The sequence below is a fragment of the Caballeronia zhejiangensis genome, from assembly GCF_022879815.1.
Taxonomy (GTDB): domain Bacteria; phylum Pseudomonadota; class Gammaproteobacteria; order Burkholderiales; family Burkholderiaceae; genus Caballeronia; species Caballeronia zhejiangensis.
Map to the genome: position 1 here is coordinate 212,689 of NZ_CP084287.1, position 22,863 is coordinate 235,551.

At 61.5% G+C, this 22,863-nt stretch carries 26 protein-coding genes; 13 read left to right on the plus strand and 13 right to left on the minus strand.

The features are described 5' to 3' along the window. Nucleotides 1-95: 95 nt before the first annotated feature. The 4 genes from LDZ23_RS30620 (at nt 96) to LDZ23_RS30635 (ending at nt 2,704) form a co-directional block, all read left to right on the plus strand. On the plus strand, nt 96-1,028 hold the full coding sequence (locus LDZ23_RS30620; RefSeq protein WP_244808740.1) for a hypothetical protein: 933 nt from the start codon (nt 96-98) through the stop codon (nt 1,026-1,028). After that, a complete protein-coding gene (locus LDZ23_RS30625) occupies nt 1,025-1,207 on the plus strand; it encodes a hypothetical protein (RefSeq protein WP_244808741.1) in 183 nt (60 codons plus the stop codon). Before LDZ23_RS30620 ends, LDZ23_RS30625 begins: the two co-directional genes overlap by 4 nt. A 382-nt stretch (nt 1,208-1,589) precedes the next feature. Next, nucleotides 1,590-2,411, plus strand: a complete 822-nt coding sequence (locus LDZ23_RS30630) for a CsgG/HfaB family protein (RefSeq protein ID WP_244808856.1) — start codon at nt 1,590-1,592, stop codon at nt 2,409-2,411. Nucleotides 2,412-2,509: 98 nt separating this feature from the next. Further along, nucleotides 2,510-2,704 carry a hypothetical protein gene (locus tag LDZ23_RS30635; RefSeq protein ID WP_035510755.1) on the plus strand — a complete coding sequence of 65 codons (195 nt, stop codon included), beginning with the start codon at nt 2,510-2,512 and terminating at the stop codon, nt 2,702-2,704. A 61-nt stretch (nt 2,705-2,765) separates the two neighbouring features. Here the strand turns inward: LDZ23_RS30635 and LDZ23_RS30640 are convergent, their stop codons facing one another. Further along, complete coding sequence (locus LDZ23_RS30640) at nt 2,766-3,476, minus strand: SOS response-associated peptidase (RefSeq protein ID WP_244808857.1); 711 nt, start codon at nt 3,474-3,476, stop codon at nt 2,766-2,768. Nucleotides 3,477-3,671: 195 nt separating this feature from the next. Here LDZ23_RS30640 and ku point away from each other — a divergent pair, with 195 nt between their 5' ends. The 6 genes from ku to LDZ23_RS30670 all read left to right on the plus strand — a co-directional run bounded on the left by ku (nt 3,672) and on the right by LDZ23_RS30670 (nt 7,879). Further along, nucleotides 3,672-4,628 (plus strand): non-homologous end joining protein Ku, encoded by a 957-nt coding sequence (gene ku / locus LDZ23_RS30645; RefSeq protein WP_244808742.1) that lies wholly within the window; start codon nt 3,672-3,674, stop codon nt 4,626-4,628. 1 nt (nt 4,629) lies between these two features. Beyond that, a complete protein-coding gene (locus LDZ23_RS30650; protein ID WP_244808743.1) occupies nt 4,630-5,454 on the plus strand; it encodes a tetratricopeptide repeat protein in 825 nt (274 codons plus the stop codon). 9 nt (nt 5,455-5,463) lie between these two features. Then, nucleotides 5,464-6,768, plus strand: coding sequence for a cation:proton antiporter (locus LDZ23_RS30655; RefSeq protein WP_244808744.1), 1,305 nt, complete (start codon nt 5,464-5,466; stop codon nt 6,766-6,768). 57 nt (nt 6,769-6,825) lie between these two features. After that, nucleotides 6,826-7,035 (plus strand): hypothetical protein, encoded by a 210-nt coding sequence (locus LDZ23_RS30660; RefSeq protein ID WP_008343290.1) that lies wholly within the window; start codon nt 6,826-6,828, stop codon nt 7,033-7,035. A gap of 15 nt (nt 7,036-7,050) precedes the next feature. After that, nucleotides 7,051-7,365: a DUF4148 domain-containing protein gene (locus LDZ23_RS30665; RefSeq protein WP_244808745.1), complete on the plus strand. Its 315-nt coding sequence runs from the start codon at nt 7,051-7,053 to the stop codon at nt 7,363-7,365. A gap of 109 nt (nt 7,366-7,474) precedes the next feature. Further along, on the plus strand, nt 7,475-7,879 hold the full coding sequence (locus LDZ23_RS30670) for a hypothetical protein (protein ID WP_244808746.1): 405 nt from the start codon (nt 7,475-7,477) through the stop codon (nt 7,877-7,879). Nucleotides 7,880-7,969: 90 nt separating this feature from the next. Here LDZ23_RS30670 and LDZ23_RS30675 read toward each other — a convergent pair whose 3' ends face one another. Beyond that, complete coding sequence (locus LDZ23_RS30675) at nt 7,970-8,197, minus strand: hypothetical protein (protein WP_244808747.1); 228 nt, start codon at nt 8,195-8,197, stop codon at nt 7,970-7,972. A gap of 271 nt (nt 8,198-8,468) precedes the next feature. Between LDZ23_RS30675 and LDZ23_RS30680 the strand changes: the two genes are divergently transcribed. Further along, nucleotides 8,469-8,738: a type II toxin-antitoxin system ParD family antitoxin gene (locus LDZ23_RS30680; RefSeq protein ID WP_244808748.1), complete on the plus strand. Its 270-nt coding sequence runs from the start codon at nt 8,469-8,471 to the stop codon at nt 8,736-8,738. Further along, on the plus strand, nt 8,725-9,027 hold the full coding sequence (locus tag LDZ23_RS30685; protein ID WP_244808749.1) for a type II toxin-antitoxin system RelE/ParE family toxin: 303 nt from the start codon (nt 8,725-8,727) through the stop codon (nt 9,025-9,027). Before LDZ23_RS30680 ends, LDZ23_RS30685 begins: the two co-directional genes overlap by 14 nt. A 42-nt stretch (nt 9,028-9,069) precedes the next feature. On the opposite strand, the gene ligD is transcribed toward LDZ23_RS30685, so the two are convergent. From ligD to LDZ23_RS30700, 3 genes are all read right to left on the minus strand, one after another. After that, on the minus strand, nt 9,070-11,019 hold the full coding sequence (gene ligD, locus LDZ23_RS30690) for a DNA ligase D (protein ID WP_244808750.1): 1,950 nt from the start codon (nt 11,017-11,019) through the stop codon (nt 9,070-9,072). Beyond that, complete coding sequence (locus LDZ23_RS30695; RefSeq protein ID WP_244808751.1) at nt 11,016-11,219, minus strand: hypothetical protein; 204 nt, start codon at nt 11,217-11,219, stop codon at nt 11,016-11,018. Before LDZ23_RS30695 ends, ligD begins: the two co-directional genes overlap by 4 nt. Before the next feature lie 260 nt (nt 11,220-11,479). After that, a complete protein-coding gene (locus LDZ23_RS30700) occupies nt 11,480-11,806 on the minus strand; it encodes a hypothetical protein (protein WP_244808752.1) in 327 nt (108 codons plus the stop codon). A 149-nt stretch (nt 11,807-11,955) separates the two neighbouring features. Between LDZ23_RS30700 and LDZ23_RS30705 the strand changes: the two genes are divergently transcribed. After that, the gene (locus LDZ23_RS30705; RefSeq protein ID WP_244808753.1) at nt 11,956-13,371 is read left to right on the plus strand and encodes a GGDEF domain-containing protein; all 1,416 of its coding nucleotides are present in this window, start codon (nt 11,956-11,958) and stop codon (nt 13,369-13,371) included. Between the two features lie 373 nt (nt 13,372-13,744). Here LDZ23_RS30705 and LDZ23_RS30710 read toward each other — a convergent pair whose 3' ends face one another. From LDZ23_RS30710 to LDZ23_RS30745, 8 genes are all read right to left on the minus strand, one after another. Next, nucleotides 13,745-14,023 carry a hypothetical protein gene (locus LDZ23_RS30710; protein ID WP_244808754.1) on the minus strand — a complete coding sequence of 93 codons (279 nt, stop codon included), beginning with the start codon at nt 14,021-14,023 and terminating at the stop codon, nt 13,745-13,747. An 89-nt stretch (nt 14,024-14,112) separates the two neighbouring features. Beyond that, complete coding sequence (locus LDZ23_RS30715; RefSeq protein WP_244808755.1) at nt 14,113-16,017, minus strand: hybrid sensor histidine kinase/response regulator; 1,905 nt, start codon at nt 16,015-16,017, stop codon at nt 14,113-14,115. Between the two features lie 129 nt (nt 16,018-16,146). Then, nucleotides 16,147-17,952, minus strand: a complete 1,806-nt coding sequence (locus tag LDZ23_RS30720) for a phosphoadenosine phosphosulfate reductase domain-containing protein (RefSeq protein WP_244808756.1) — start codon at nt 17,950-17,952, stop codon at nt 16,147-16,149. Nucleotides 17,953-18,029: 77 nt separating this feature from the next. Beyond that, a complete protein-coding gene (locus tag LDZ23_RS30725; protein WP_244808757.1) occupies nt 18,030-18,845 on the minus strand; it encodes a hypothetical protein in 816 nt (271 codons plus the stop codon). Further along, nucleotides 18,842-19,027 (minus strand): hypothetical protein, encoded by a 186-nt coding sequence (locus LDZ23_RS30730; protein WP_008343260.1) that lies wholly within the window; start codon nt 19,025-19,027, stop codon nt 18,842-18,844. The genes LDZ23_RS30725 and LDZ23_RS30730 overlap by 4 nt, the downstream gene beginning before the upstream one ends. Nucleotides 19,028-19,118: 91 nt before the next feature. Further along, nucleotides 19,119-19,505, minus strand: coding sequence for a hypothetical protein (locus LDZ23_RS30735; protein WP_244808758.1), 387 nt, complete (start codon nt 19,503-19,505; stop codon nt 19,119-19,121). Nucleotides 19,506-19,810: 305 nt separating this feature from the next. Then, the gene (locus tag LDZ23_RS30740) at nt 19,811-22,132 is read right to left on the minus strand and encodes an SMC family ATPase (RefSeq protein WP_244808759.1); all 2,322 of its coding nucleotides are present in this window, start codon (nt 22,130-22,132) and stop codon (nt 19,811-19,813) included. Further along, entirely contained in the window at nt 22,120-22,668 is a 549-nt protein-coding gene (locus LDZ23_RS30745) for a hypothetical protein (protein WP_244808760.1), read from the minus strand. Before LDZ23_RS30745 ends, LDZ23_RS30740 begins: the two co-directional genes overlap by 13 nt. Between the last annotated feature and the right edge of the window lie 195 nt (nt 22,669-22,863).

A 22,863-nucleotide genomic window follows, 5' to 3' on the forward strand; every position in this document is an offset into this window, starting at 1 on the left:
TTAGCAAGTCACTTCCTTGACTTTGCGCTTGGCTCGCTAGCCTTGTTCATGACGCGACTGTTTCGCGTCGCTATCATCACCTAGCGAGGCATCACATGGGACCTAAAAACAAAGAGCCCGTCGACGCGATTAAGTCGCTCATCGACGTCATTCAAGCTGCATTCGCGGCCGCATGGAAAGCGGTCCTCCTCCTCGGCGGTCTGATACTGGTCGCCTACTGCTACTTCGAAAGCATCGTGCCCGAGGGTTTGTCGCTGGGCGATGCGTTCTTCTTGGCGTCCGCCGCGTTCTCATTCACCTGCATAGCATTGATCGGCGTCGGCTTCGGGGCCTTCTCGACGTTGTGGGCGCTCAAGCTTCTCGTTGTCGCCAATAACTTCCGCCTCAAGCGGCGCGGGGAGCCGCCGGCGGCTTCGCTGCATCGCGCAGTCGATAGCGGATCGATGATTTTTATGTCGTTTCTCGTGGCGCTCCCCCTAGCCTATCTGCTTGTTTTTGTCAGAGACCAGTCCCCCGACGCCCGCATGCACGCGACCCTTATGTTCTTTGCTGCTGTAGGCGCAATCACCGCGATCATCGTGCTGATCGTTCCGTCCAAAGTGCAGCAGCGCGATATTCGTCTCACGGTGGTCTTCTTGGCGGTGGCCATTTTTGGCGCGCTCGTCGCCACCCGCCCCGCTCTCCTGAATTTGTCGATGGTGAACCTCGGCGTGCGCTCAGCGCCCGGCCAAGTTGTGATCTTTTCCGATGCTGAGCATACGCAGTTGACTGCAATCGCTACGGCGAGCGGAGTGAAGGTGCAGTTCTGCAAGCTTCCGACCACCGATAAGTGGTGTACGCGCGACGCCCGCGCCGTGTGGCATGGGGTCGGCGGAAGCTCGTACATACGGCTCTTCGACGAAACAAACGGGTCGCGCGACGTACTCGTGCGGGCGAACCGCGCGGATGTGGAAGTGATCCGCGGGGATCGAACGGGCTTCGACTGCCCTCCGAAGGTGGGCGCTGCTTCGGACGGCAAGTCGTCATGACGCGCATCTACGCGACGCTGAGAAAGCGCTACACCACTGAAGCGCTCAAAGGCATGGGGTTCGTGAAGGACGGCGGGCTGATGGTGAAACGGGGGGCGATGCGTCGCATCCGTGCGCAGGCATCAAGCCTCGACGGAGTGTGGTGGCGCGTGACCCCGCTTGAGCGCCGATGGCGTTAGGCAGTCAGCGATGAAAGAGCATCAAAAAGACGCCTCTTTTCAGTCCTGCCGTCGTTTCTTGGCCGGTAGCCTTGTTATCGCCCTGGGAGAGTTGACGCCGCGTCGCCAATGACCTCCCCGGCACGTAGCACCCCTGCCCCTTGACTCCCGGCTCCAGACGGCGGGCGACACCTCCCTAAACGCGCGCAGGACCCGGCTCGCTGGAGCGAGCCGGCGCAGTACCGAATTCGACGAGCCTTTGCACGCGGGCCGCTGCCCTGGCTGACTCACGACGCCAGACACGCTGAGCCGATGTCGCGAAGCAAGAAACTGATTTTGATTAAAGGTCCGTTTGGTCGTTGACGCCAATACGAAGGACCACACGACACAACAACGAGGAAATATGAAGCTCAAAATGATCGGCGTGGCCGCCCTGTCCGTTTTCGCCCTGTCCGCTTGCTCCGAAATGCAGATGGGCGCGCAGTCCGCCAAGACGGCGGCGACCGGTTCCGCTGCCGGCGAAGCGTCGCAGAACGCCAACGCAGGCCTTCAGCACTGCACGGCGCCGCTGGGCACCGTCGCCATCGTCGAAGATACGGAAGCGCCGTGGTACGGCCTTCTCACGGGTCAGTACCAGCTCGGTTCGACGGTGCCCGTTCTGAAGCTGCTCGTCCAGCAAAGCAACTGCTTCGTGATCGTCGACCGCGGCCGCGCGCTCGGCACTGCGATGGGTGAACGCTCGCTGAACGCATCGGGCGAACTGCGCAAGAACTCCAAGATGCACAAGGGCCAGATGGTCGCGGCCGACTACACGATCAGCCCGACCGTGACGTTCAGCAACCGCGACGCTGGCGGCGGCGCAGCGGGCCTGCTCGCGTTCGTGCCCGTGGTTGGCGGTGTGCTCGCCGGTGCCGCCGGCACGATGAAGGCGCAGGAAGCGTCGACCATGCTGACGCTCGTCGACAACCGCTCGAGCGTCCAGTTGGCGGCTGCCGAAGGATCGGCGCGTAACGTCGACTTCGGCATGCTCTCCGGCGTGTTCGCCGGCGGCTTCGGCGGCGCTGGCGCTGCGGGCGGCGGTGCCTACGCACGAACCGCGCAGGGCAAGGTCGTCGTCGCTGCCTTCACCGACTCCCTCAACAATCTCGTTGGCGCAGTTCGCCAATACCGGGCGCAGAACGTCAAGGGCGGCCTCGGCAATGGCGGCGCTCTGGTCGTCAATTAATCGAGCCGGGGGCGGGAGGCAGCACGCACTTCCGCTCCGTTAAGGATTTATCCAAGGGGCCGTTATCACGGTCTCGTCGAACCATCAAGGAACCCAACATGCGCCTCTTTCTCGCCATCATCATTCCATGGCTCCAATTCTTCACGATCGGCCGTCCGATCGCTGGGATCATCTGCTTTCTGTTGCAGATCACGCTGATCGGCTGGATCCCAGCCGCTATCTGGTCCGTTTTCGCACTCGGCCAGTACAAGACGGATCGCAAGATCGAGCGCGCGCTCGGCAGCCGCGCCTGAGTCAACCTCTTATGGCCGCCGCCGGGGCAACAACTTCGCGTCGGCCTTACTGTGCTCTCGATCATCCCCCCTCATCAGCAAGGAGCGATGCTTGCGCCAGATCGACGTTAGGTGTTGCCTTCGGTTTGGCGGTTCGGGGTGGCAGAGGAAACGGCTCCGCATGCATTGCGTCGGCCGGATAAAGCTGCAGGAAAGAGCGCGCTTCGTCCGTGCTTTTGCATGACAGCCAGTCTTCGTATTCCGTCTGCGGGATGATGACCACCGACCGTTTCTCCGATCCCGGCCTGTGGAAGCGCTTCATCAACGGGTGATCTTCGGCGTTGACCGTCAACATCGTCATCGACAGGCTCGTTGAACCGTCGGCGGGGTCTTTCCATGCGCGCCACAACCCAGCGATCGCGAGCGGCGCGCCATCGGCCATGCCGATGCGCCAGCGCACTGCCTTGCCAGTCTCGTAGTCTGGCTCGTAGAACCGGCGGCATGGAATCAGAGCGAGTTGCAGCTTGTTCCACGCAGTGCGAAAACTCGTCTTTTGCCCCACTGACTCGGATCGCGCGTTCATCGTATCGAAGGCTTTCACGCCCTGCGGGATGAACTTGCGCGGGACCATCCCGAACGTCGCTGCGTCAGTCAAATATTCACCATCGACGCGGCGGAAGATCGGCGCGGCATAGTCCTTGTAGATTTCCGGCTTGTATTCGAAGTTCGGCACCGGGAACAGACTGAAGACGTCGAACGCGTCTTTCGGATTAGACTCATAGCTCGTGCACACTGTTTTAGCCCTCCGTTGTCGAAAATATACACGGAGGCGGAAGGGGTCCCCGCCTTCTTCGTCGTTGCGGCTTGGGTTGGGAGGTGTGGCACCCGTTTTGCGCAAAACGCCCGTTGGCCTTGCCGCGTGACTGGGATGCGCCGCCAAGAGCGGCATCGACTGTGGCCGGCCAGATAACCTACGCGAGAGGTTCCTATGGCTGCGCGTTCTATTGCCTCGATGACGCTGAGTTTCGGTCTCGTATCCGTGCCGGTGAAGGTCTACACGGCCACGGAGAGCAAGTCAGGGCTTGGTTTCAACCTGATGCACAAAGAGTGCGGCACCCGGCTCAAGCAGCAGTACGTCTGCCCGCACGACGGAAAAGTCGTCGAGCGCGCCGATATGGTCAAGGGTTACGAGTTCGAGAAAGAGAAGTACGTCATTTTCGAGAAGTCGGAGTTGGAAGCGCTGGAAGCGAGCGCGAGCCACACGATCGACATTGTGTCGTTCGTGCCGACCGACGCGATCGATCCCATCTACCTCGACAAGCCCTACTACCTCGCTCCCGACAAGCGCGGCGGCAAACCGTACCGGCTGCTGCAGGAAGCGATGAAGGACAGCGGCACGTGCGCCGTCGCCCGTTGGACGTGGAAGGGCAAGCAGCACATGGTGCAGGTGCGCGCCGGTAACGACGGCCTCATTCTCCAGACCTTGCTCTACGCCGATGAGGTCCGTTCGCAGGCCGATATCGGGATCGAAGAAACCGAAATTCAGCCCACGGAATTGCAGCTCGCAGAACAACTGATCGAGCAGTACCGCGTCGACAGCTACGACGCCGCCGCGTACAAGGACGAGGAGAAAGAGCGCATCCTCGCCGAGATCGACAAGAAGATCGCGGGCAACAAGATCACCGCCGCGCCCGCCGTCGAACAGCCCGGCGCGCAGGTGATCGATCTCGTCGAAGCACTAAGGGCGAGTTTGAAGAAAAAGCCGTCTGTCGAACGGCCAGCCGAACAGCCAGCCGCACCGCGAGCGGCACGCAGGAGCGCGCGCACCGCCGCGCCAGCGGAAGAAGCAGCGGAATCTGCGCCGGCGCCCAAGCGCCGTGCCGTGCGCCGTGCGGCCACGGAGGACCAGCCGGCACCGGCGCGCAAGACTGGCACGAAACGGTGAAATGCAAGACGACGGGTACAGCCTTCGGGATGTGCAGCGCATGCTCGGTGTGTCGCGCAGCGTCGTTGAACGGTTGATCGCCGCGGGTTTCGTGTCACCGGTGAGCGGCGAAAAAGGCGAGCGGCGCTTCACCTTCCAGGACATTGTCATGCTCAGGACCGCGCATGCGCTCCGAGTGGCGGGTGTCTCGCCCATGAAGATCGTCCGCGCACTCGATCACCTTCAAAAAAGCTGGGGCCGCGAAGGATCGCTCACTGGCGTGCGCATTGCTGCTGTCGGCGATCGCGTCGCCGTGCGGGACGAGGCAAGCCGCCAGTGGGATGCGGAGACCGGTCAACTGCTGCTGGATTTCGAGCCGGGACAGGCGACGGGAAACGTCGCCTCCATGCAAGCGCCGCGCGAGCAGCGAGCTCGCGAAGAAGCTGTCGGCCTGTTCCGGCAGGCGCGCGCTCTGGAGGACGATGACCTCGACGCCGCAGAAGCGGCCTACCGGAAAGCGCTCGAACGCGCGCCCGACTATACCGACGCATCGCTGAACCTTGGGGGCATCCTCATGGACAGCGAGCGGTTCAACGAGGCCATCGCGGTATATCAAGACGCCCTGCGATACCGTGCAAACGACCCGGTGCTGCTGTTCAACACCGGCGTGGCGCTTGAAGATTCGGGCCGCTTCCGCGAGGCACTGCAGTTCTATGAGCGTTGCATCGAACAGGACCCCGACTTTGCTGATGCCCATTTCAACGCCGCGCGCATCCATGAAGAACTGGGCGAAGCGACCCTGGCCATTCGACACTTCAACCAGTTCCGCAGGCTGCAGAAGCTCTAGGAGACGCTGATGACGATCGAAGCCGTTTGGTTCTTGATCGTCGGGGCATTGATGGTGCTGATGGCGCTGGGCCGCAAACTGGTTGAGCGGCTGCCGATGACCGGCGCAATGGTCTACCTCATCGTCGGCTTTCTCCTCGGTCCGGCGTGCGCCGGGCTGTTGACCATCGACGTCGAGCGTGACGTGCGCCTGCTTCGCACGCTTACCGAAGCGGGACTTGTGGTGTCTCTATTCGCCATCGGGATGTACTTGCGCGTCGAACTTTCCCGACCGCTTTGGCGACTGACGTTACGCCTCGCTGGTCCAGCCATGCTTATTACGATCGCGGTCATGTTCGTCGCCGCGCGGTGGGGCCTCGGGCTTGCCGCAGGGCCGGCGTTGCTGCTGGCGTCCGCGCTTGCACCCACCGATCCGGTCCTGGCCAACGAATTGCGCGTCGAGGAAGCGGGCGACGACGAGCCACTCCGCTTCGCTCTGTCGTCGGAGGGCGGAATCAACGACGGTGCGGCCTCTCCGATGGTCTTCATTGCTCTCGCGCTTTGCGGAGTCAGCAGTCTGGGCAGCGGAAATCCGTGGACGTTTGCCCTTGCCATCGCGTGGGGGCTGGCGAGCGCACTTTTCTTCGGCTGGGCGTTGGGCACCGGTGTCGTCCTGCTGGTGACCAAGCTGCGCACGAAATACGATCACGCGCTGGGGCTGGAAGGCTTTCTTGCTCTAGGGGTTGTTGCCTTGGCCTACGGTGCGACGTTGATCGCCGATGGCTATGCGTTCATTGCCGTCTTCGTCGCCGGCGTCGCGCTGCGGCGGCAGGAAATGAAGGCAACCGGCAAGAAGCCACCAAGCGAGGTGCTGGAATCGGTCAAGCGGGGCCAGCGGGAGGAAGCTGCCAAAGATCCGGAACTGGCTCACGCGTACGTCGCGGAGAACATGATGGGCTTCTCGGTCGAAATCGAACACTTCGTCGAGCTGGGCCTGATGGTCATCATCGGCGCCGTCGTATCTGGCCACTGGCGCGAGCTCGTTCATTGGTCCGTTGTCTGGCCGGTACTTTTCCTGTTTATTGTGGCCCGGCCGATCGGCAGCACCCTGTCTTTGATTGGCTCGTCGATGGACCGCCATCAGCGGTTTCTAACCGGGTGGTTGGGCTTGCGTGGGGTCGGCGCGTTCTACTACCTGCTCTTCTCCCTCGAACAGGCCGGACACGACCGCGTTGGGCCGCTCCTGCCGGTCACGCTGGCGACCATCGTCTTGTCGGTGTTCCTGCACGGCGCCAGTGCCACGCCCCTCCTCAATCGCTATCTCAGCCGAAAGTAATCGGGCCGGAACAATCTTTGCTCTTTCCGAGCTATAACCGAAAGCGCGGAGGAAATCATGGCAGAACAGCACAAGCCAGGCGAGAAAGTTCAGACCTCTGGCATCTACAAGGTCGTGAAGGAAGGCGATGGCGGCTCTGGCTTCGAGGTGACGTGCGTTGAGGGTGAGCACTTTCCGCCGACGCGAAGTGGCAAAGGCGCTCACTACGAGCTGGTCCATGCCGCTACGCATTCGCACAAGCACAGCGAACTAGGCAGCGGCGACTAATGGCAGGTGGCCAGCATGGACGCGACACGGAAACACTGGGGGATCGCCTATGCGTCGGCATTTTTGCTCGCCGGTTGCGTAGCGGTCGGCGAGATGCCACCGCCCGGTAGGTACCTTACGGACCGCGAATGCCACGACCTGACGGCGCTGAGGACGAATGCGAACCCCACGATGGCGGAGCACCAGTCAGAGTTGGCCGCGTTGCGAAAAGCGGGATACGACCCGTCGCCGTTTGGGTATGACCCCTACTATCCCGAGGACCTGCAGTACGCGCAGCGCCTCGTTGACTACTGGTACCGGAACGAATGCGCGCCAACACAAACTCAGTGAACAGGTGACCAACGTCGAGTCGACTTCAAGTACGGACGCTCGGCAATTGTCGATCCGTATAAGTAAGGCCCGCATCATCCCGGGCTCTCCAGGGAAGGTCACGTTCGTCTTGCTGAATCGATCCCACTGCGATTTCGAGGTCGTCAGCAGCGCGTTTGAAATCAAGCGCACGTACATCGGCGCACGACACTCGCTGCCGAAAGCTGGGTGGGGCTACGCCGTTACGGACGCGGTCAAACCGGGCACGTTACTGCCAGCGCGGGGCGAGCTATGGACGACGTTTGAGGCAGACACGCGCACGACATTCCACGGACGCGTTCCCGCGAGGGCACCGGCTCCAACTGAGCCGCACTACTACTTCGCTGGACGCCTTCTGTACCGCCGGACTCGCGGAGAACTGCTCGAAACGAGCTTATACCGACGGCTTGCCTATCCCGAACTGGAATGTTCGATTATTGAGCCGAGCGATGCCGGACTCAACAAGGAAGGCGCCGTCGTATTTTCCGTCGCCTAATCCGGGTTCATACCCCGCGGCTTAGCGGCTTTTCAGCTACCGGTACAAGAATGAATGCAAGTCGCCTCGCCCAGGCGCCCGTGATGCCCCCTATGCGGACAGACGCACCGGTGACAGGGGCAACTCGTCGCCCTCAATGAAAGCGGTCGCTGACAGGAGCGCGAATCGCATCGCCGATTGCTCGTTGGCGAAGTATCCGAGTTCGCCGAGCGGCGTCAAACGACCGTCCTTCTCGAGAATCGAGGCGGTCGCTACAAAGACATTCCCACTACGCGTGACGTTCGGCTCGAACGCCGCGTCGCCGTGATAAACGATCATTTTGTTCTCTCAGGTTCCGTTAGCGATCGAGCCGTCGCTTAACTGCGACCAACATTACCGGGCCATATTTCGTCTGGCCAGCAGTTTTCACGGTTTCTTTGCCGCATGTCAGAGAGGGAGCAACAACTAGGACCGCTGTGTCGCTTTTTGGGCCTTTCCTTCGATCGCAGCGCGGCGAAACGGCGGGGGACAAGGGCGGCCTCGCTTCATGGCAAAGATTAGCGATGTTTGCTAATCTTTGTTTGGCAAGGTCATGGCCAAAGGAGCAACTATGAATGTGAATTTAACGCCCGCGCTAGAGACAATGGTCAAGGACAAGGTAGCGACCGGCCTCTACAACAATGCAAGCGAAGTCGTCAGGGAGGCGCTGCGGCTAATGGAGCTTCGTGATCGACACGAGCAGCTTCGCAGTGAAGCGGCCGGAGGCGCGGAGCAAGTACGCAACGGAAGGACGTCTCCGCTGGATGTTGAGGCATCCAAAAAACGAGCGATCGCGAACTCGCGGCAGGGCAAAAAGGTGAAACCTGTTGTCTCGCCGTAAGCTGCCTATCGTTCTTTCGGACCTCGCGCAGGAGGACTTCGCCGACATCTTGCAGTACACCCTCGAGATCTGGGGTCAAAAGCAGATGGACGCCTATGCTTCGAAATTAGAGAAGGGAATGCGCCTGCTCGAAACAAACCCCGCTTTGGGCATCGCGCGCGACGACTTGTTCGAAGGCTGCCGCGTCCTTCCGGTCGAGCACCATCTAGTGCTGTATGTGGCCGGCGACGGGGCGATTGCTGTGGCGCGTATCCTCCACGAACGAATGAACGTAGACGATCAGTTCTGAGCAAGGAGACGGCCGTGTCGGACGGCAGAGCCGTCTGGGCCGTCAGCGCATGCCCACCGCCCTTCGCATTGCCACGGTTACGCCTTGCCGGGTGCGGTGAAATCCTTCCCATGGATCGGCTCGGAGCGCATGCATGCGCTGCGCGGCCGTCTTTATCGTCCACTGATCGGCGCGGCCGATGTCATTTAGCTCGTCCCACGCGATTGGCATCGACACCCCCATGCCGGATCGGGCACGCGCGGAGAACACCGCGACCGTGCTCGCCCCCTTGCTGTTGCGCAGGTAGTCGATGAAGATTTTTTTCACCCGGTTCTTGGGTCCAAGGACGGCGGAAAAGCGCTCGGGCATCAGTCGCGCCATGTAGCGGGCGACCGCCTGAGAGAAGTCTTTCACCTCGCCCCACTGCTGTCGGCGCGTGAGCGGCACAACGATATGGAAACCCTTGCCGCCGCTCGTCTTGATAAAGCTCTTGAGTCCGATCTCGTCGAGCAGCACCTTGGAGAGCGTCGCCGCATCGACCATCATCTGCCATGACAACTCTGGGTCTGGGTCGAGGTCGAGGATGAAGCGATCCGGATGATCGAGGTCCGGCTGCACGGCGTTCCAGCTATGCAGCTCGACGACGTTCATCTGAGCGAGGCCGATGAGCGCTTCGTGATGGTCGACGACCAGCAGCGGCGGGTGGCCAGGGTGCATCTCGACCGGCAACCGCGTGATACCGGGAATCTTCGAACGCTCCTCGTGCTTCTGGAAAAACAGCTCGCCGTGGATTCCCTCAGGCGCGCGGACCAGCGACACCGGTCTATCCTTTAGGTACGGCAACGCGAACTCCGCAATCTCGTCGTAGTACCGCACGAGATCAATTTTCTTCATGCGCGTCACGTCATCAATGATGCGTTCCGCGTTGGACACTTTCACGCCCGCGATGACGAGCGGTCCCGCCCGGCCGGGTGACACCCGCGTGGTCCCCTTGGCCTGCGGCAGGGTTTCGGGTTCATCGACGTCGACGACAGTCTCTTCCGTCACGGCAGTGGCGGGCTTGTCGTCGCGCATGCCTTGGAAAACGGGGTGACGAACTTCGCCCGAAGGCGTCCATTCGAGGAACGACGCTTCAACGACGAGTTCAGGTTCCAGCCAAACGAAGTCGCGTTCTTTCTCGCGCGGGGGCGGGTTATAGAAAGGCGGATTGTCGCGAACGAGCTTCGCCGCCTTCTTCTCAAGTTCAGCGAGCGGGCGCGGCTTCAATTCCGCCTTCACAGTGCCGGCGAACCGCAAGCTGCCATCTCGCTCGTGCACGCCGAGCATCAGCGATCGCATCCCGCTCTTTGCGCCGGCTAGTCTTGTGTACCCGCCGACGACAAATTCTTGACGCCTTAGGCATTTGAGCTTGATCCAGTCCGTCGAGCGACCCGAGCGGTACGGTGCGTCGGCGCGCTTGCCGATGATTCCCTCGAGACGCATGCGGCATGCGGACGCGAGCAGCGATTCCGGATCTTCGGTGAAGGACTCACTGAAGCGCACGCGCTCGCTCGACGTCTGGGCGATCAACTCGCCGAGCAGCTCTCTGCGCTGCGAGAGCGGGACCTCGCGCAAGTCACGTCCGTTCAGAAACGGGATATCAAACGCGAAAAAAGTCAGTTGTGCCGTGCTGCGTCGGTCGAACGCGTTCTGCAAAGCGTTGAAATCGGGAGTGCCCGAATCGGTAAGCACGACAACCTCTCCGTCGAGCCAGGCATTGTCAACCGGCATTTCCTCGATGGCGGCCGCCAGCGTGCGCATCTTCTCAGTCCAGTCGTGGCCTCCGCGTGTGATGAGCTTGACGCGCCCGGTTTCCAGCCTGCACATCAGGCGATAGCCATCGAACTTTATCTCCCAGAGCCATGCGCCGCTCGCGGGCGGTCGGCGCGCGAGGGTGGCCAGTTGCGGAGGGATGGACTCGGGCAATGGCTCATCGGTGCTCCGCCCGCCACCGCGCGAGGAGCGCTTTTTCATGTGGCGGCAGAATCGTCAACGACCATGATCCGCGCGTTGGGATAGAGGCGCGCGGCAAGTTCCAGTGCCGCTTTTCTGTCCGCCACAATCGTCACGAACACACCTTGCGGGCGATCCGGATCGGGAGCCTCGATGCGCCATCCTGCATGTTCGTCGGGACAAACGACTACCTCGCCCACAGATTCGTTGTCGCGGGTCATGGCGGGATTCCAGTAAGAAAGATTCGCTGAGCCAGCGCAAAGTGCTTGCCAGACGCTTTCATCCGTCACCGTCCCCCTAGAAGTTCTCTTCTATCCATGCCTTCGCCCAAGCAATTGCCCGGTCATGCGCCGCGCGCTCAGTGTCAAAGTACCCAATGTCGGAGAAGTGGAAGATCTGTCCGTCAGCTTCGTCTTCGGTCGGTTTGCGCTCGACCTCGCACCACGAGTGCCAGTGATGGCCGGTTGGTACCGGCCGTGAGTCAATGGTCCATTCCCGATACTCGGCTTTTCGGGCTGATTCGTCGTTGGGCTGGGGCGTGTGGGGCATCGTCGGCGTCCTTGTCATCGATGTAGGTGTTACTGATCAAACCGTCGTAGTCGGCGCGTTCCGTGCTGACGATAGCCCGAAGCATTTTGGTGACGGAGTCGCGGCGATCCAGATTCTCAGCGATCACACGAGCAGTGCGCAGCGTGATCTCGTGGCGTCTGGGCAACCCCGAGCCGTCTTCGGCTTCGAAGCGGAACCGATGGAGGTCCTCCGCCGATCCGAGCGGTGGAGGCTCGTGCGAGACAATAGTCACTTTCATGGCAATCGAACGAAGCTACCGTTGCTCGCTGCCGATAGCAATCTCCGAACCGGCTTGTCAAGAATTGCTGGCCGTGGCCGTTAAACGAAGGTTACGTACCCTGCCCGAGGGCTACAGCGGCAGCGGTCGCGCTTACGCCTTCTCCTACGATGCAAACCACGCTCATTCATCTGCCCTCCACCCCGCGCCATCGCGCAATGGCCGCTGCTGCGGCGGCTCTGTCGATTTTTGCTGCCGTCCTCGTCTGGCCGCACGCCAAAAACGCCGGTCCGGTCATTCCCGCCTTCCTGCCTGTATTTGCCACGTGGGTCACCGTTACCGAGGGCCTGACTGCCTTGCTGCTCTGGACACAGTACGCCGTCTCCGGGAGACTGCTGTTCGCCGCGCTCAGCGGCGCATACGCGTTCACCAGCGTGATCGCCGCGATTCAGCTACTCGTCTTTCCGGGCATCTTCTCGCCGACTGGTCTGCTCGGCGCTGGGCCGCAAACGGCAATCTGGATCTGGGTGTTCTGGCACGGCGGCTTCCCTGCGCTTGTCACGGCCTCTTTGATTTCCCGCTCCGCTCAATCGAGCTTGACACACCGGGCGCGCGGCAGAGCCGTCGCCGTGGGGGCCGTCGCCATAGCGATCGCACTAAGTGCGCTCGCAACCGCCGGCCAATCACACCTTCCGTCGTTTGTCGCGCAATCTGGCTCCTATGCGCAGCTATCCAGCAGCCCCGCTGGACTCATTGTCGAAGCGATGTGTCTGGCCGCGCTCGGACTCCACGTTTCGACCACCCGCCTGCGCTCGCTGATGGACCTATGGCTAGGCGTCGCGCTGCTCGGCACACTGATTGATGTGACGCTGACCTTATCTGCGAGCGCGCGTTACAGCATAGGCTGGTATGCCGCACGTGGGGCCTCGATGGTGTCGTCGAGCGCAGTGCTGGGGATGTTGATCTATGAGACAACGGGCCTTTATCGCCGTCTGTCCGAGACTCACCGGACGTTGGTCGAGACGTCGGCGCGTGACGGCCTCACGGGCGTCTTCAACCGCGCGTACTTCGATGAGCGCTTTGTGCGCGAATTTTCTCTCGCTTTCGGAAGTAGCCAACCCTTGTGCGTCTTAATGATCGATGTGGACCACTTCAAGCAATACAACGACACGTTCGGGCATCTCGCGGGCGATGAGTGCCTGAAACAAGTCGCGAGCGCGCTTGCGGGCGCCTTGCGTCGGCAGAGCGATTTCGTCGCGCGTTACGGCGGTGAAGAGTTCGTCGTGGTGCTGCCTGCTTGCGAGTCGGCGGCGGGACTGCGCGTCGGACAGTCACTAAGGGCGGCCGTGGAGAAGCTCGCGATCCCATCGGCGTCGCCGAGTGGCGGACCCGTTACCGTCTCGATCGGCTCGGCTTGCACGTTCCCCGACCAGCCCGAGTCGGCGACCGCCCTGCTGCGCCTGACTGACGCTGCCCTGTACCGAGCCAAAGCGCGCGGCCGCAATCAGGTGGTCAATGCGGCGGAGGTTGTCGAGCGGACGACTGCCCCGAAGACTACCGCCAGCCGCGAGCGATTCAGCTACTAAGCACGGACGCGGCGCGGGACACTTGACAGCTTGATGTGGGTCGGCCAGTCAGGAACGGGGGGGTCCCTGTGATCCACTTCCGCCATCCCGTGGGCGATAGCGAACTGCCTCGCCGACAAGGCGCATGGGAACTGCCCCAGTGAACCGCTTGCGCGCATTTCGCCGTCGGCTGTATTCACAACGACCATCGCGGTATAGAACTCGCCGTCGTCGATCGCAATAGGCGACAGCGTGCACCCCTTATAGAGGATCTTGTACTCAGCTTGCATTGACCGCTTTCTCTCAGGATCTAGTGCTTTCCCAGATGCTAAGAAACTGAGCGGCAATTTGTACCTGGCGTTTACCCTAAATAAGGCAAACTTTTCGGACGATGCTAGCGGACGGTTGTGGCATTGCGGTAGCTATGGTCCGCACCAACGGTAGTTGCTCTGTCGGTGGGATCTGGCTGTGCGGGCGCAGGCGGAAGTTGAGCGCTCACGTAAGCAAGCTTCGCCCACGCGAACGCTTCCTCGCCGATGGTCGCAGCATCGCAGCCTGAATACGCGCAGAAGTGCTCGAAATTGTCGAGCGCGGTGTGGCCATATCGGTCGGGCTCCAGCCGACGCACCTTCAGAATTTCGTCCAGCAGTTGTTGCGGATTTCCGTAGCACATTTGAGCCTCCGTCATCGTCGTCTCTGCTCTAAACGTCAGCAAGGCACAGTCCACTGGGGCGGTGGGTGCGCCTCGGGCGCGCCTTCCGGTCAAGCGGCTGTACCCGCACTGTCGATCGCTTCGTTGAGTTGGACGACATCGACCGGCTTCGTAAAATGGAAGTCAAACCCGGCTTCGGCGGTCCGCGCACGGTCGTGAGGCTGCCCCCAGCCGGTGATGGCAATCATCGTGACATCCTTCGTCGCAGGCATCGTTCTGATGCGACGCGCGACGTCGATTCCGCTCATTCCCGGCAAACCAAGGTCGAGCAGTACCACCTCGGGGACGTAGTGATTGAGCACGTCGATGGCTTCCTCGCCCGAATAGACCGTCCGCACCTCGTGCCCCTCGAGCTCGAGGAGCGCAGTGAGCGCATCCGCTGCATCGACATTGTCGTCAACGACCAGAATGCAACGCTTTACAAGCGCCGACACGATGGCTGGCGCGTCACGCGCTGGTGCCGGAGCGGCCACCACCCGAATGTCGACTGGAAGGTGAACGGAAAAGCAGCTTCCCCGATCTTTCCCGCCGCTCGACGCCGTCAGCCGACCTCCATGCATTTCGATCAGCGACTTTGACAGCGCGAGACCGATACCGAGTCCTCCCTCGCGGTGGTGATCAGGGTTCACCTGCGAAAACATCGAGAAGATGGCCGACAGCTTGTCGGGCTCGATCCCAATTCCATTGTCACTTACTGATAGCACGATCTCGGCATCCTCTGCCGTCGTTGCCACTTCGATGTGCCCACCCGGAGGCGTGTATTTCGCGGCGTTTGTCAGCAGGTTGCCCAGCACCTGGGCGAGTCGAAGGCGGTCCGCCTCAACGTGCAATGGCCGCGCGAGCGGCTTCACTAGAAGCTCGTGCGCCTTGGCTTCAAGAATCGGCCTCGCGATCTCCACAGCTTCGTCAACAACTTCCCGCAGCGACACGACCTCCTTGCGCAACGCCAGCGCTCCCCGTGTAATCCGCGACACATCGAGCAAGTCATCCAATAAGAGTGCCATTGCTGCTGACTGGCGGCGCAGCACCGCGACGCACCACTTCCTGCCGTCATCCGTCAGTCGGGGTTGCTCCAGTATCTCGGCCACTTGTCTAATCGGCGCAAGCGGGTTGCGCAGCTCGTGCGCGAGGGTTGCAAGGAACTCATCCTTGCGACGATCGGCCTCTGATAGCGCCTGTTCCGCCCGAACGCGCGGCGTGACATCACCGAACCAAGCAACGACCGAACCCTCCAGTGACGCCGCGACGACGTGAAACCAGTGTTCGCCGTCCTCTGCTTGCACTCGCACATCAAAGGCGTCGCGCCCGTCGTGCTCGGCAAGTGGCGCTAGGCGGCTGAGCAGAACGTCTGCATCCCACCCTACAGGACGTACATACAAGGTTGAGCTGCCAACCACGATCCCTGCGGCAGGGTTGAAAAGACGTGCGGCCGCGTCGTTGACGTAGTCCCACCTAAGCTCCGTGATGTGACCGTCGCGGAGAACCGGGGTAACGATGAAAAACGGCACGCCGGCACTGTTCAACGCGACATCGAATCGATGCCGCGCGTCGCGCTCCAACTCCAAGAGGCGCTGCGCGGCATCGCGATTAGCCGCCTCTGCTTTTCCTGCGCGCTGAGCCACTTTGGCGAGTTGTTTCCCAGCAAGGATCAGCAGCGCGCCGACGACGAAAACCGCCAACAACATGACCCGGTCGTTCTCGCCTAGCACCTCCAAGCTGCCAAGAGGCTGCATCCAAAGGGCGCCATAGATGAGCCCTGCCGCCAGCAGCAGTGCGCCCGACCACGCCCCGAAAAGCACCGTAACGAACGGTAGAGCAGCGCTCAAAAGAAGAAACGTGAGGCGCCCATGTGCGATCAACGCTAATGCCTGCTGCGCCAGGAGCACAGCGGCCGTAGATGCGATACCAAACATCAAGCGCGTCGTGAGCCGGTACTGTGCGATTCGAACAATCATGTCTGCGGCCCGTTTGTCATTTTTTTGTCCGGCGCATTATCCATTCCTCCCACGTTAAAACACCGAGCGCCAGACGAAAAAAAAGCTCCGGCGGACGACCCGGAGCTTGTGAATAGTGCGACGGGGCGGCTAAGCCGCCTCAGCAAAGAGATTCAACTGCGTCGGGTCACAGCACAACAGTGCTTGATGGTCGTCGTCGCCGATAGCGTTGTCGACCAAATGCGCGTCGAGCTCTGCCGGCGTCACGTTTAAGCGTTGCGCCAATCGCGCGAAGTACTGCCCGCGCTTGGCCATGTCCTGATACCGCTGCGCCATGCCGGTCGGCAACTTCACGATGCCCTCGTTCAGCCAGAAGTGCGCTGAGTCGATCGCGTCGCGATGCTGCGTGTCCAGCATGAAGACAGTGTCATAGGTACACGTCACGAACGCACAGGCGGCTTCGGCGTCCACCTCAAACTGCGTGGCTTCTTCGAAATACACCGTCTGCTCACCACCGGTCGTCCGAGCATACCGCCCGGGCCGCCCCGGATGCCGATACGGATTCCACTGCTCTGCATCGAACGAGCGCAGCCCGACCGAAGGCGCATCGCGGTCGTACTGTCCGACCGGATACCAGCCGTGCAGCACGATGTCAGTCTTCGGCAAGCCGTCGAGCTTCGGAACCGGATACCGGCGCCCAAGCACGTTCACGTCATGCCACACCGCCAGCGCCGGAAACGCATGCGGCGCGTAGTGATGCATCGACAGAAAGAAGTCGATGGCCACCAACTGCTGCGGCGTCACGAACTCGAACTGCGGCTCGCACAGCATCCGGTTCTGCTCCGTATCAGCGATAGAACCAATAGCGAGGTCGGCCGAATGCGCCTCAGCCCGGTCCCGCTCGGCAGCGTCGATACTGATAAGCATCTTCAGCAAATCGATACGCGTTGCATAGCTGTACGTGTCTGCCTGAATGCGCGTGTAGCCTGCATCGCTCAGGGACCGCCCTACCAATTCGCGACGCGACATATCCCACTGGATCGCGAGCAAATAGTTGCGGAAGTCGTTCAGCGGTCGAAGATGCCCGTACTGTTCATCCTCGATCATCGCCTCAAGCGACTTGTCGCGATCGCCGCTGACAAGACATACGGCGCACCCGAAACGACTGCCACAAGAAGCCCGAGCGCCCGAGTCGCCCACCACGACACCACACGTTCCACCGTTCCCTGCGCGATAGACTTCGGACAGGCGGTGTATCGTGCGCGGCATCAACGGCGATGGAAACGGCAGGCTTTGAGCATCCGCCAGCATCGCGAGCATTGTCCAAACATCATCTGAGGACCATTCGCTTAACGGGCTGAGTGTGAGCGCCCCGGTTCTGCTTCTCACCGGATGATCGGCGTTATCGTGTCGCTCGGTCATTGCCACCGCGCGTGAGGTACTTTCATCCCTGCGTAGGCCCAGCACCGTTATGACTTCGCGAGCGCCGTCATCTGCCGCCTGGCGTTCGAGCAATGTTCGAAGGCGACCTCCCGGACGTACCTTCCAAGAATCCGCGCATGCACGGGTCCGTCTGCCGTCTCGCACACCGTTCTCTGGCGTGCGTGCCAACGTTCCCCGCCCTATCGTCGAGACGACGAACTGGCTTGCCAAAGAAGGCGTCGTGACATGGGTTTGCACTGGCAACGCCGACGCTTCGATATACAACTGCAGCTCGTCCAACACTGAGTGCAAGAAGTTTGCGATTGTAGGATTTTCGATCGTCGTGTCGGCCGACTGAACATGGTGGGTGATCGTCGTGCCGCCGGCACGGCGAATCGCCTCAACCATCAACACCAGAGCACACGTGCTGTCCTTGCCGCCCGAATAGGCGCAGCTGAGGCTATGCCCAAGTTCAACGTGTCGCTGCATGACGCTGATGGCAGCTTCCATCTTCGAGAGAATTTCTTGTTCCATCTTGCTCGCTCCAAAAGAATAGGAGCGACCCTAACGGGATGCGCTCCCGAAAGGGTTCAAAGGGTTATGGGTCTAAATCAGATCAAAAGGTCAGCCGTCGCTCGTTGCGCCTCTTCCAGACCGTCGTGCGCTGCGGCAAACATGTCTGCTTGGCGTGTTGCTCGATCCAGCCGCGGAAGCGTCTTCGCATACCGGCTCACGCTGGTACCGTCGAAACTGTCCGCACCGGCGGCCGCACAAATGCGAATGCGCCGCGCCGAGTTCACCCGACCGACGTGCAAGTAGCAGTGACGCCGTCGCGCGAGCGACCCCCACACGTGCGCAGTCTGCTCTTTCCACTCTGTCGAACCGCCAATGAAGATGCCGACAGCAGGCGACAGAAGTGATGCCAGGTCTTCGACCTGCATACCGTTCTGAACTGCGATCAGCATCCGGCACGGCATCCCGCGAAGTCGTTCTAGCCACTTCAGCGAGTAGTCGAGCGAGGCCATGCCACCCATGACGATGTCCGGAAGGACGAGCCAATCGGCTCGCTCGCCGAGCCGTTCGACTGCGACCGAAAACGCGTGCTCATCGAAGGGCTGACCTTGCTGGTACGCGGTCCAAGCGCCGTTATCCAACGCGTAGCGATCGAAGCCCTCGGTACGCAACTCGCCCTTGGCCGAGACCAACAAGCGCCAGTCGGCGCCCTTGAGTGCGGCGAGGTTGCGGCGGGTGCCGGTGCGACTCGCGTAACCGATGAGCGGCTGCCGGTGCATGGCAATCCGCTCTTCGATTTCCGGGTCATCGTCAGCAGATCCGTCGACTCCGTAGTACTCGGCGTAAGACATGAACGCTTGCGCGTAGCCGGTCTTCTGGCCGCTGGCGTATTGCTCCAGCCACGGCGGCGTCATTGACGCACCCCGTTTTGGGGTTGCACTCTGCCGCCGATGATCAGGAAGACCTTCGTATCGACATTCCGGACCCACGGACGAACTTCGCCCGCGTGCGTCGCGGTGCCGGCGATGTAACCAATCGCCGCTTCGAGGTTGGCGAACTGCTCCGGCGATGCGCCCAGCTTCGCTGCTTCAAACATGAAAAACACTCCACAGAAAGAGCGGAGCGACCCTAGCGGGCCGCTTGCCCGCAAGGGTTGAGAAAAGAAATTGGACTGCGTTTCGCGCCGCTTACTCGATCAGCTTGACGCTTTGCCACCAGCGACCGCCCGAAGGCAGCTCTCTGACGAACGAGAACGCGTCCGCTTCTTTGTGCGTGAGCTCGATCACACCGCCTTTCAAGATCGCCGTCTGGAGATAGACGACATTCGCGAGGGCGAGCGCGCCATGCTGTTCGGCGATGGCGGTCAGCGTTTCGACGGCATCCAGCAGTTCCGCATGGAACTGCTTCGCGTCAGCGGCGAGGCGCAGCGAGACGTCAGCGTCGCTGATCGCGCCCAACACCGCATCGCATTGGGCTTGCGGGTCATCGGACCCGTACTGCTCGGGTTTGATCCAGTTTCGGATCACCATGTCGTTCAGTACGTCGTCAACGAAATCAGTGCAGGAATAGGCCATGGAAGGCTCCAGTCAAGAAGTGAAAGAGAATGAGCCGGTGTCAGATGCGACGCAGACGGCCTTTATCGAACGCGGACGCGCGACGCAGGTCCGGCGGCCGCGGCGGTTGCGATTGCGCAGTGGCCGGTGCGGCTTGCTGCGTTGGCGGCTGGTGACGCACCGCATTCGAATGAGACGGACTGCCGGCTGCCGCGAGCAGCAGCATCAAAAGGTTTGCCATATGGGATAGCGCTGAAGGGCGCGAGAAAGAGGAGAAACGAGGAGCGCCCCTTGTGGGGCGACTCCCCACAAGGGTTGATAAAAAATCAGGCGGCAAGCGCCTGAACGTCGATGACTGCGTCGGCCTCAGCGACAAGGTCGGGCGTCTGCGAGATGAAGAACTCCCGCTGATACCCGCCTTGGCGCAACACCTCGCGCTTCATTCGCATGAACTGCACTTTGCGCTCGGGATCGAGCGGGCCGTCTGACTCGTCGCTGAACAAGGTCTGATACGGCTGACCGGTGTTCTGCGCGAGATAGAGCGCGATGCCCCGCGTGAGGCACTCGTTGATCCAGACCTTCTGACCGCCGGACAAGACGGAGACCGACTTGCTGCTGTCGGACTCGGCGTCGTGAACAAGGATCTCAAAGCCTTCGCGCAATTCACCGCTTGCGAGCGTGCGCTGCGTGCGGATTTCCACGGTGAAGCGCATCCCGTAGCAAGCGAGCAATAGCTCGTTGACGGTGTGCGTCAGCGCCGGGCCCGCGTCATCGATGGTCAACGCGATCACGCCGTCGTTGCCCAAGCCCTTAGCCAGCAGCTTCCACCGCGCGATTTCATCGGATAGGCGATCGGCACGCGACTGCGTGGCCGAGAACTTCTCCAACTCCAGCGCTAGGGCTTCCGCTTCGGCCTGCAACACACTCTGCGCGCGGATCGATTGCTCGATTCGACCATCCAGCGCCGCGACGGTCTCCCGGTTCGCTGCGATGTCGCGGTCAAGCTTCGCAATCGCTGCCGCAGTGTCGACCGACGCGAGTCGCCCGACCTCCTCGGTAATGCGCGCAAGCTCCGCTTCCATACGCGTCTTCTCAGACTGGTACTTGGCGGTACGTGCGGCACTTTCCTCGGCGATTGAACTCAACTCAGCTTGCGCCGCTTCAAGTCCCGACACGGCTGCATCCAGCAACGGCTTAGTGGCGGCAAGCTCTGCCGCCGCCTGCAAGGCGCGGCGCAACTGCGCGGCCGCATCGGTGATGGCGAGCATCTCAACACGCTTCGCCGCCAATTCAGCCGGCACGAGCGCCAAGGCCTCGGCCTGCGCTTTCTTCTCGCGATACTCCGCGCGAAGATTCGCCACCGAAACACGCTGCACTTCCGCTTGCTCTTTCGCTTGAAAGGCTTGCGCGAGCAGTGGACACTGCGCATGCATCGAATGACCGACGCACGGCACCTGCTCTGCCACCGCCGCTTGCTTGCTCAGCGTTTCGAAGTGCGCGGCTTTCGTCGTGCCCTGGTTCATCAAGCTGGTAAGCGTTGCATCGAGCGTCGTCAACGTCGCACGTTTGACCTCTAAATCGGCAATGTCGCGCTGCAGGGGAGCAAACCTCGCTTCCTCGCGCGCAATCGCCAACTCGGCCTCCTCGCGCTTAGCTGCCGCACCGAGGATCGCCTGGCGGCGAGCCAGCGTTGCTTGGTGCGTGGCCACGGTTCGACTCAGCACGGAAACGCGCTGCTGACAACGCACCGCAGCTGCCTGCTCGTCGTCGGCCGCGCTTTTCAGCGCACGCCCCAACTCGTTGCGGCGCACGCCCAGCTCTCGCAGGCGCGCCTCGGTCGTTGCCGATTCGCTCTGCTTCGCCGCAAGCGTCGCCCGCTCTTGAGTCAGCTTGCTCGCGTGCTCCAGCGCGGCATCGCGTTGCTCCCGAGCGGCACGCAAGGTGTTGCCCTGCGCGACGATCGACTGCTCAGCGTCTGCTTTACGTTGCCGCTTTCCGGCGAGCGCGCCAAGCTCAGACTGGATGCCTTCGAGCGACTTGCCGAGCACCTTAGCGACATCAGCGGCTTTCGCCGAAAATGCCTTCAGGTGATCGATGCCGAGAAGTTCTGCCAGCAGCGTCTTGATCTCGCCGGCACCGTAGGACGCGAGCGGCCGCCGGTTCTGAGCCGAGAACACGCTCGTGAAGAACGTTTCCAACGAACCGTTGATCGCCTCGACGCAGCGGTTATACGACTCCGCCTTGCCGTCCGACACCGTTCCGTCAGGCAGCGACACCGGGCGCCAACTACCGTCGACGCCACGATAGGCAAGGTAGTACTCCGCCTTGCCTGTCTTGCCGGGCTTGCGAAAAGTGAAGGACGAGCGATAGCGAATGCCGTCGTGCTCCCATTCGAGTTCCTTCAACGCACTGGTGCCAAAGATGTGATCCCAGTACGAGAAGGCGTCGACCGACAGCTTCGACGCGCGCGACGGCATGATCGGATACGGGTGCAAGTTGTCCATGATCGTTGTCTTGCCCGCCCCGTTAGGGCCGGTCAAAGCGATCAGGCCATCCGGCAACGTCTCCAGATCGAGCGTCACGCTGTCGCGTTTCATGCCATCGCGCACGCCAACGAAGCCTTCCAATGTCAGTTTCAGAGGCCGCATGACACGTCCTCCGACACGCTCATCGAAGCCGACATAGCGGCCATCTGCGCATAGAAAGCGTCGTCGTCCTCGTTGGGAAACGGCTCATTCATAACGACCGACGGCATAGACTGCACCGCTGCTTTGGGCGCTTGAAGCGTCCCGTCTAGAGCGGCCGCCACGTTGTCGCAGACTCTGCCGAACTCGCGACGCGCGTTCGTCAGAAGCTCGGACCAACCGCTATGCCCGGTGAGGCTGCGGATCTCGGCAGGCGACCACTGGCTTGCATACCCTTCCTGATACGACCACAGAAGGTGCTGCATTTCAACGGTCGGCGTAACGGCGATCTCGCAAGCGCCGGGGGTCGTGGCGACCAGCAACAGCGTCTGACCGAACTGCGCCAGCACTGCGCCGCGGTACTGGCCGAACGGCTGATGCTGAATCGCAGCGGTGAAGCCGGCCAGATCGACCAACGACTTTTGAAGATCACGCGATGAGCAGTCGCCCAGCGCAAAGGTGCGAACCCAGTTCGGGCCAGCGGGATAAAGACCAAACATGATGCACTCCGTTATGGGGGGCGGAATGCGGCCCCGGTAGGGATCGCTCCCCGCCAGGGTGAAAGAAGAAATGAACTGCTAGAGAAAGGTCCTGCCACTACGAGTCGATGCGTCAAAGACGCGGTGAAACCTCTGTTTCGATAGCGACGTTGATAGTCGGCTATCGGAACACGGCTTGCGTGTTCAAGCAGAGGA

Bases quoted from the DNA above. Each gene is read 5' to 3' on its own strand.
- LDZ23_RS30660 (WP_008343290.1), top strand. From the start codon at position 6,826: ATGGCAGAACAGCACAAGCCAGGCGAGAAAGTTCAGACCTCTGGCATC.
- LDZ23_RS30710 (WP_244808754.1), bottom strand. From the start codon at position 14,023: ATGTGCTACGGAAATCCGCAACAACTGCTGGACGAAATTCTGAAGGTG.
- LDZ23_RS30740 (WP_244808759.1), bottom strand. From the start codon at position 22,132: ATGCGGCCTCTGAAACTGACATTGGAAGGCTTCGTTGGCGTGCGCGAT.
- LDZ23_RS30695 (WP_244808751.1), bottom strand. From the start codon at position 11,219: ATGACCCGCGACAACGAATCTGTGGGCGAGGTAGTCGTTTGTCCCGAC.
- LDZ23_RS30675 (WP_244808747.1), bottom strand. From the start codon at position 8,197: ATGATCGTTTATCACGGCGACGCGGCGTTCGAGCCGAACGTCACGCGT.
- LDZ23_RS30700 (WP_244808752.1), bottom strand. From the start codon at position 11,806: ATGAAAGTGACTATTGTCTCGCACGAGCCTCCACCGCTCGGATCGGCG.
- LDZ23_RS30665 (WP_244808745.1), top strand. From the start codon at position 7,051: ATGGACGCGACACGGAAACACTGGGGGATCGCCTATGCGTCGGCATTT.
- LDZ23_RS30725 (WP_244808757.1), bottom strand. From the start codon at position 18,845: ATGACGCCGCCGTGGCTGGAGCAATACGCCAGCGGCCAGAAGACCGGC.
- LDZ23_RS30680 (WP_244808748.1), top strand. From the start codon at position 8,469: ATGAATGTGAATTTAACGCCCGCGCTAGAGACAATGGTCAAGGACAAG.
- LDZ23_RS30635 (WP_035510755.1), top strand. From the start codon at position 2,510: ATGCGCCTCTTTCTCGCCATCATCATTCCATGGCTCCAATTCTTCACG.
- LDZ23_RS30735 (WP_244808758.1), bottom strand. From the start codon at position 19,505: ATGGCCTATTCCTGCACTGATTTCGTTGACGACGTACTGAACGACATG.
- LDZ23_RS30705 (WP_244808753.1), top strand. From the start codon at position 11,956: ATGCAAACCACGCTCATTCATCTGCCCTCCACCCCGCGCCATCGCGCA.
- ligD (WP_244808750.1), bottom strand. From the start codon at position 11,019: ATGAAAAAGCGCTCCTCGCGCGGTGGCGGGCGGAGCACCGATGAGCCA.
- LDZ23_RS30650 (WP_244808743.1), top strand. From the start codon at position 4,630: ATGCAAGACGACGGGTACAGCCTTCGGGATGTGCAGCGCATGCTCGGT.
- LDZ23_RS30630 (WP_244808856.1), top strand. From the start codon at position 1,590: ATGAAGCTCAAAATGATCGGCGTGGCCGCCCTGTCCGTTTTCGCCCTG.
- LDZ23_RS30655 (WP_244808744.1), top strand. From the start codon at position 5,464: ATGACGATCGAAGCCGTTTGGTTCTTGATCGTCGGGGCATTGATGGTG.
- ku (WP_244808742.1), top strand. From the start codon at position 3,672: ATGGCTGCGCGTTCTATTGCCTCGATGACGCTGAGTTTCGGTCTCGTA.
- LDZ23_RS30730 (WP_008343260.1), bottom strand. From the start codon at position 19,027: ATGTTTGAAGCAGCGAAGCTGGGCGCATCGCCGGAGCAGTTCGCCAAC.
- LDZ23_RS30715 (WP_244808755.1), bottom strand. From the start codon at position 16,017: ATGATTGTTCGAATCGCACAGTACCGGCTCACGACGCGCTTGATGTTT.
- LDZ23_RS30625 (WP_244808741.1), top strand. From the start codon at position 1,025: ATGACGCGCATCTACGCGACGCTGAGAAAGCGCTACACCACTGAAGCG.
- LDZ23_RS30720 (WP_244808756.1), bottom strand. From the start codon at position 17,952: ATGGAACAAGAAATTCTCTCGAAGATGGAAGCTGCCATCAGCGTCATG.
- LDZ23_RS30745 (WP_244808760.1), bottom strand. From the start codon at position 22,668: ATGTTTGGTCTTTATCCCGCTGGCCCGAACTGGGTTCGCACCTTTGCG.
- LDZ23_RS30620 (WP_244808740.1), top strand. From the start codon at position 96: ATGGGACCTAAAAACAAAGAGCCCGTCGACGCGATTAAGTCGCTCATC.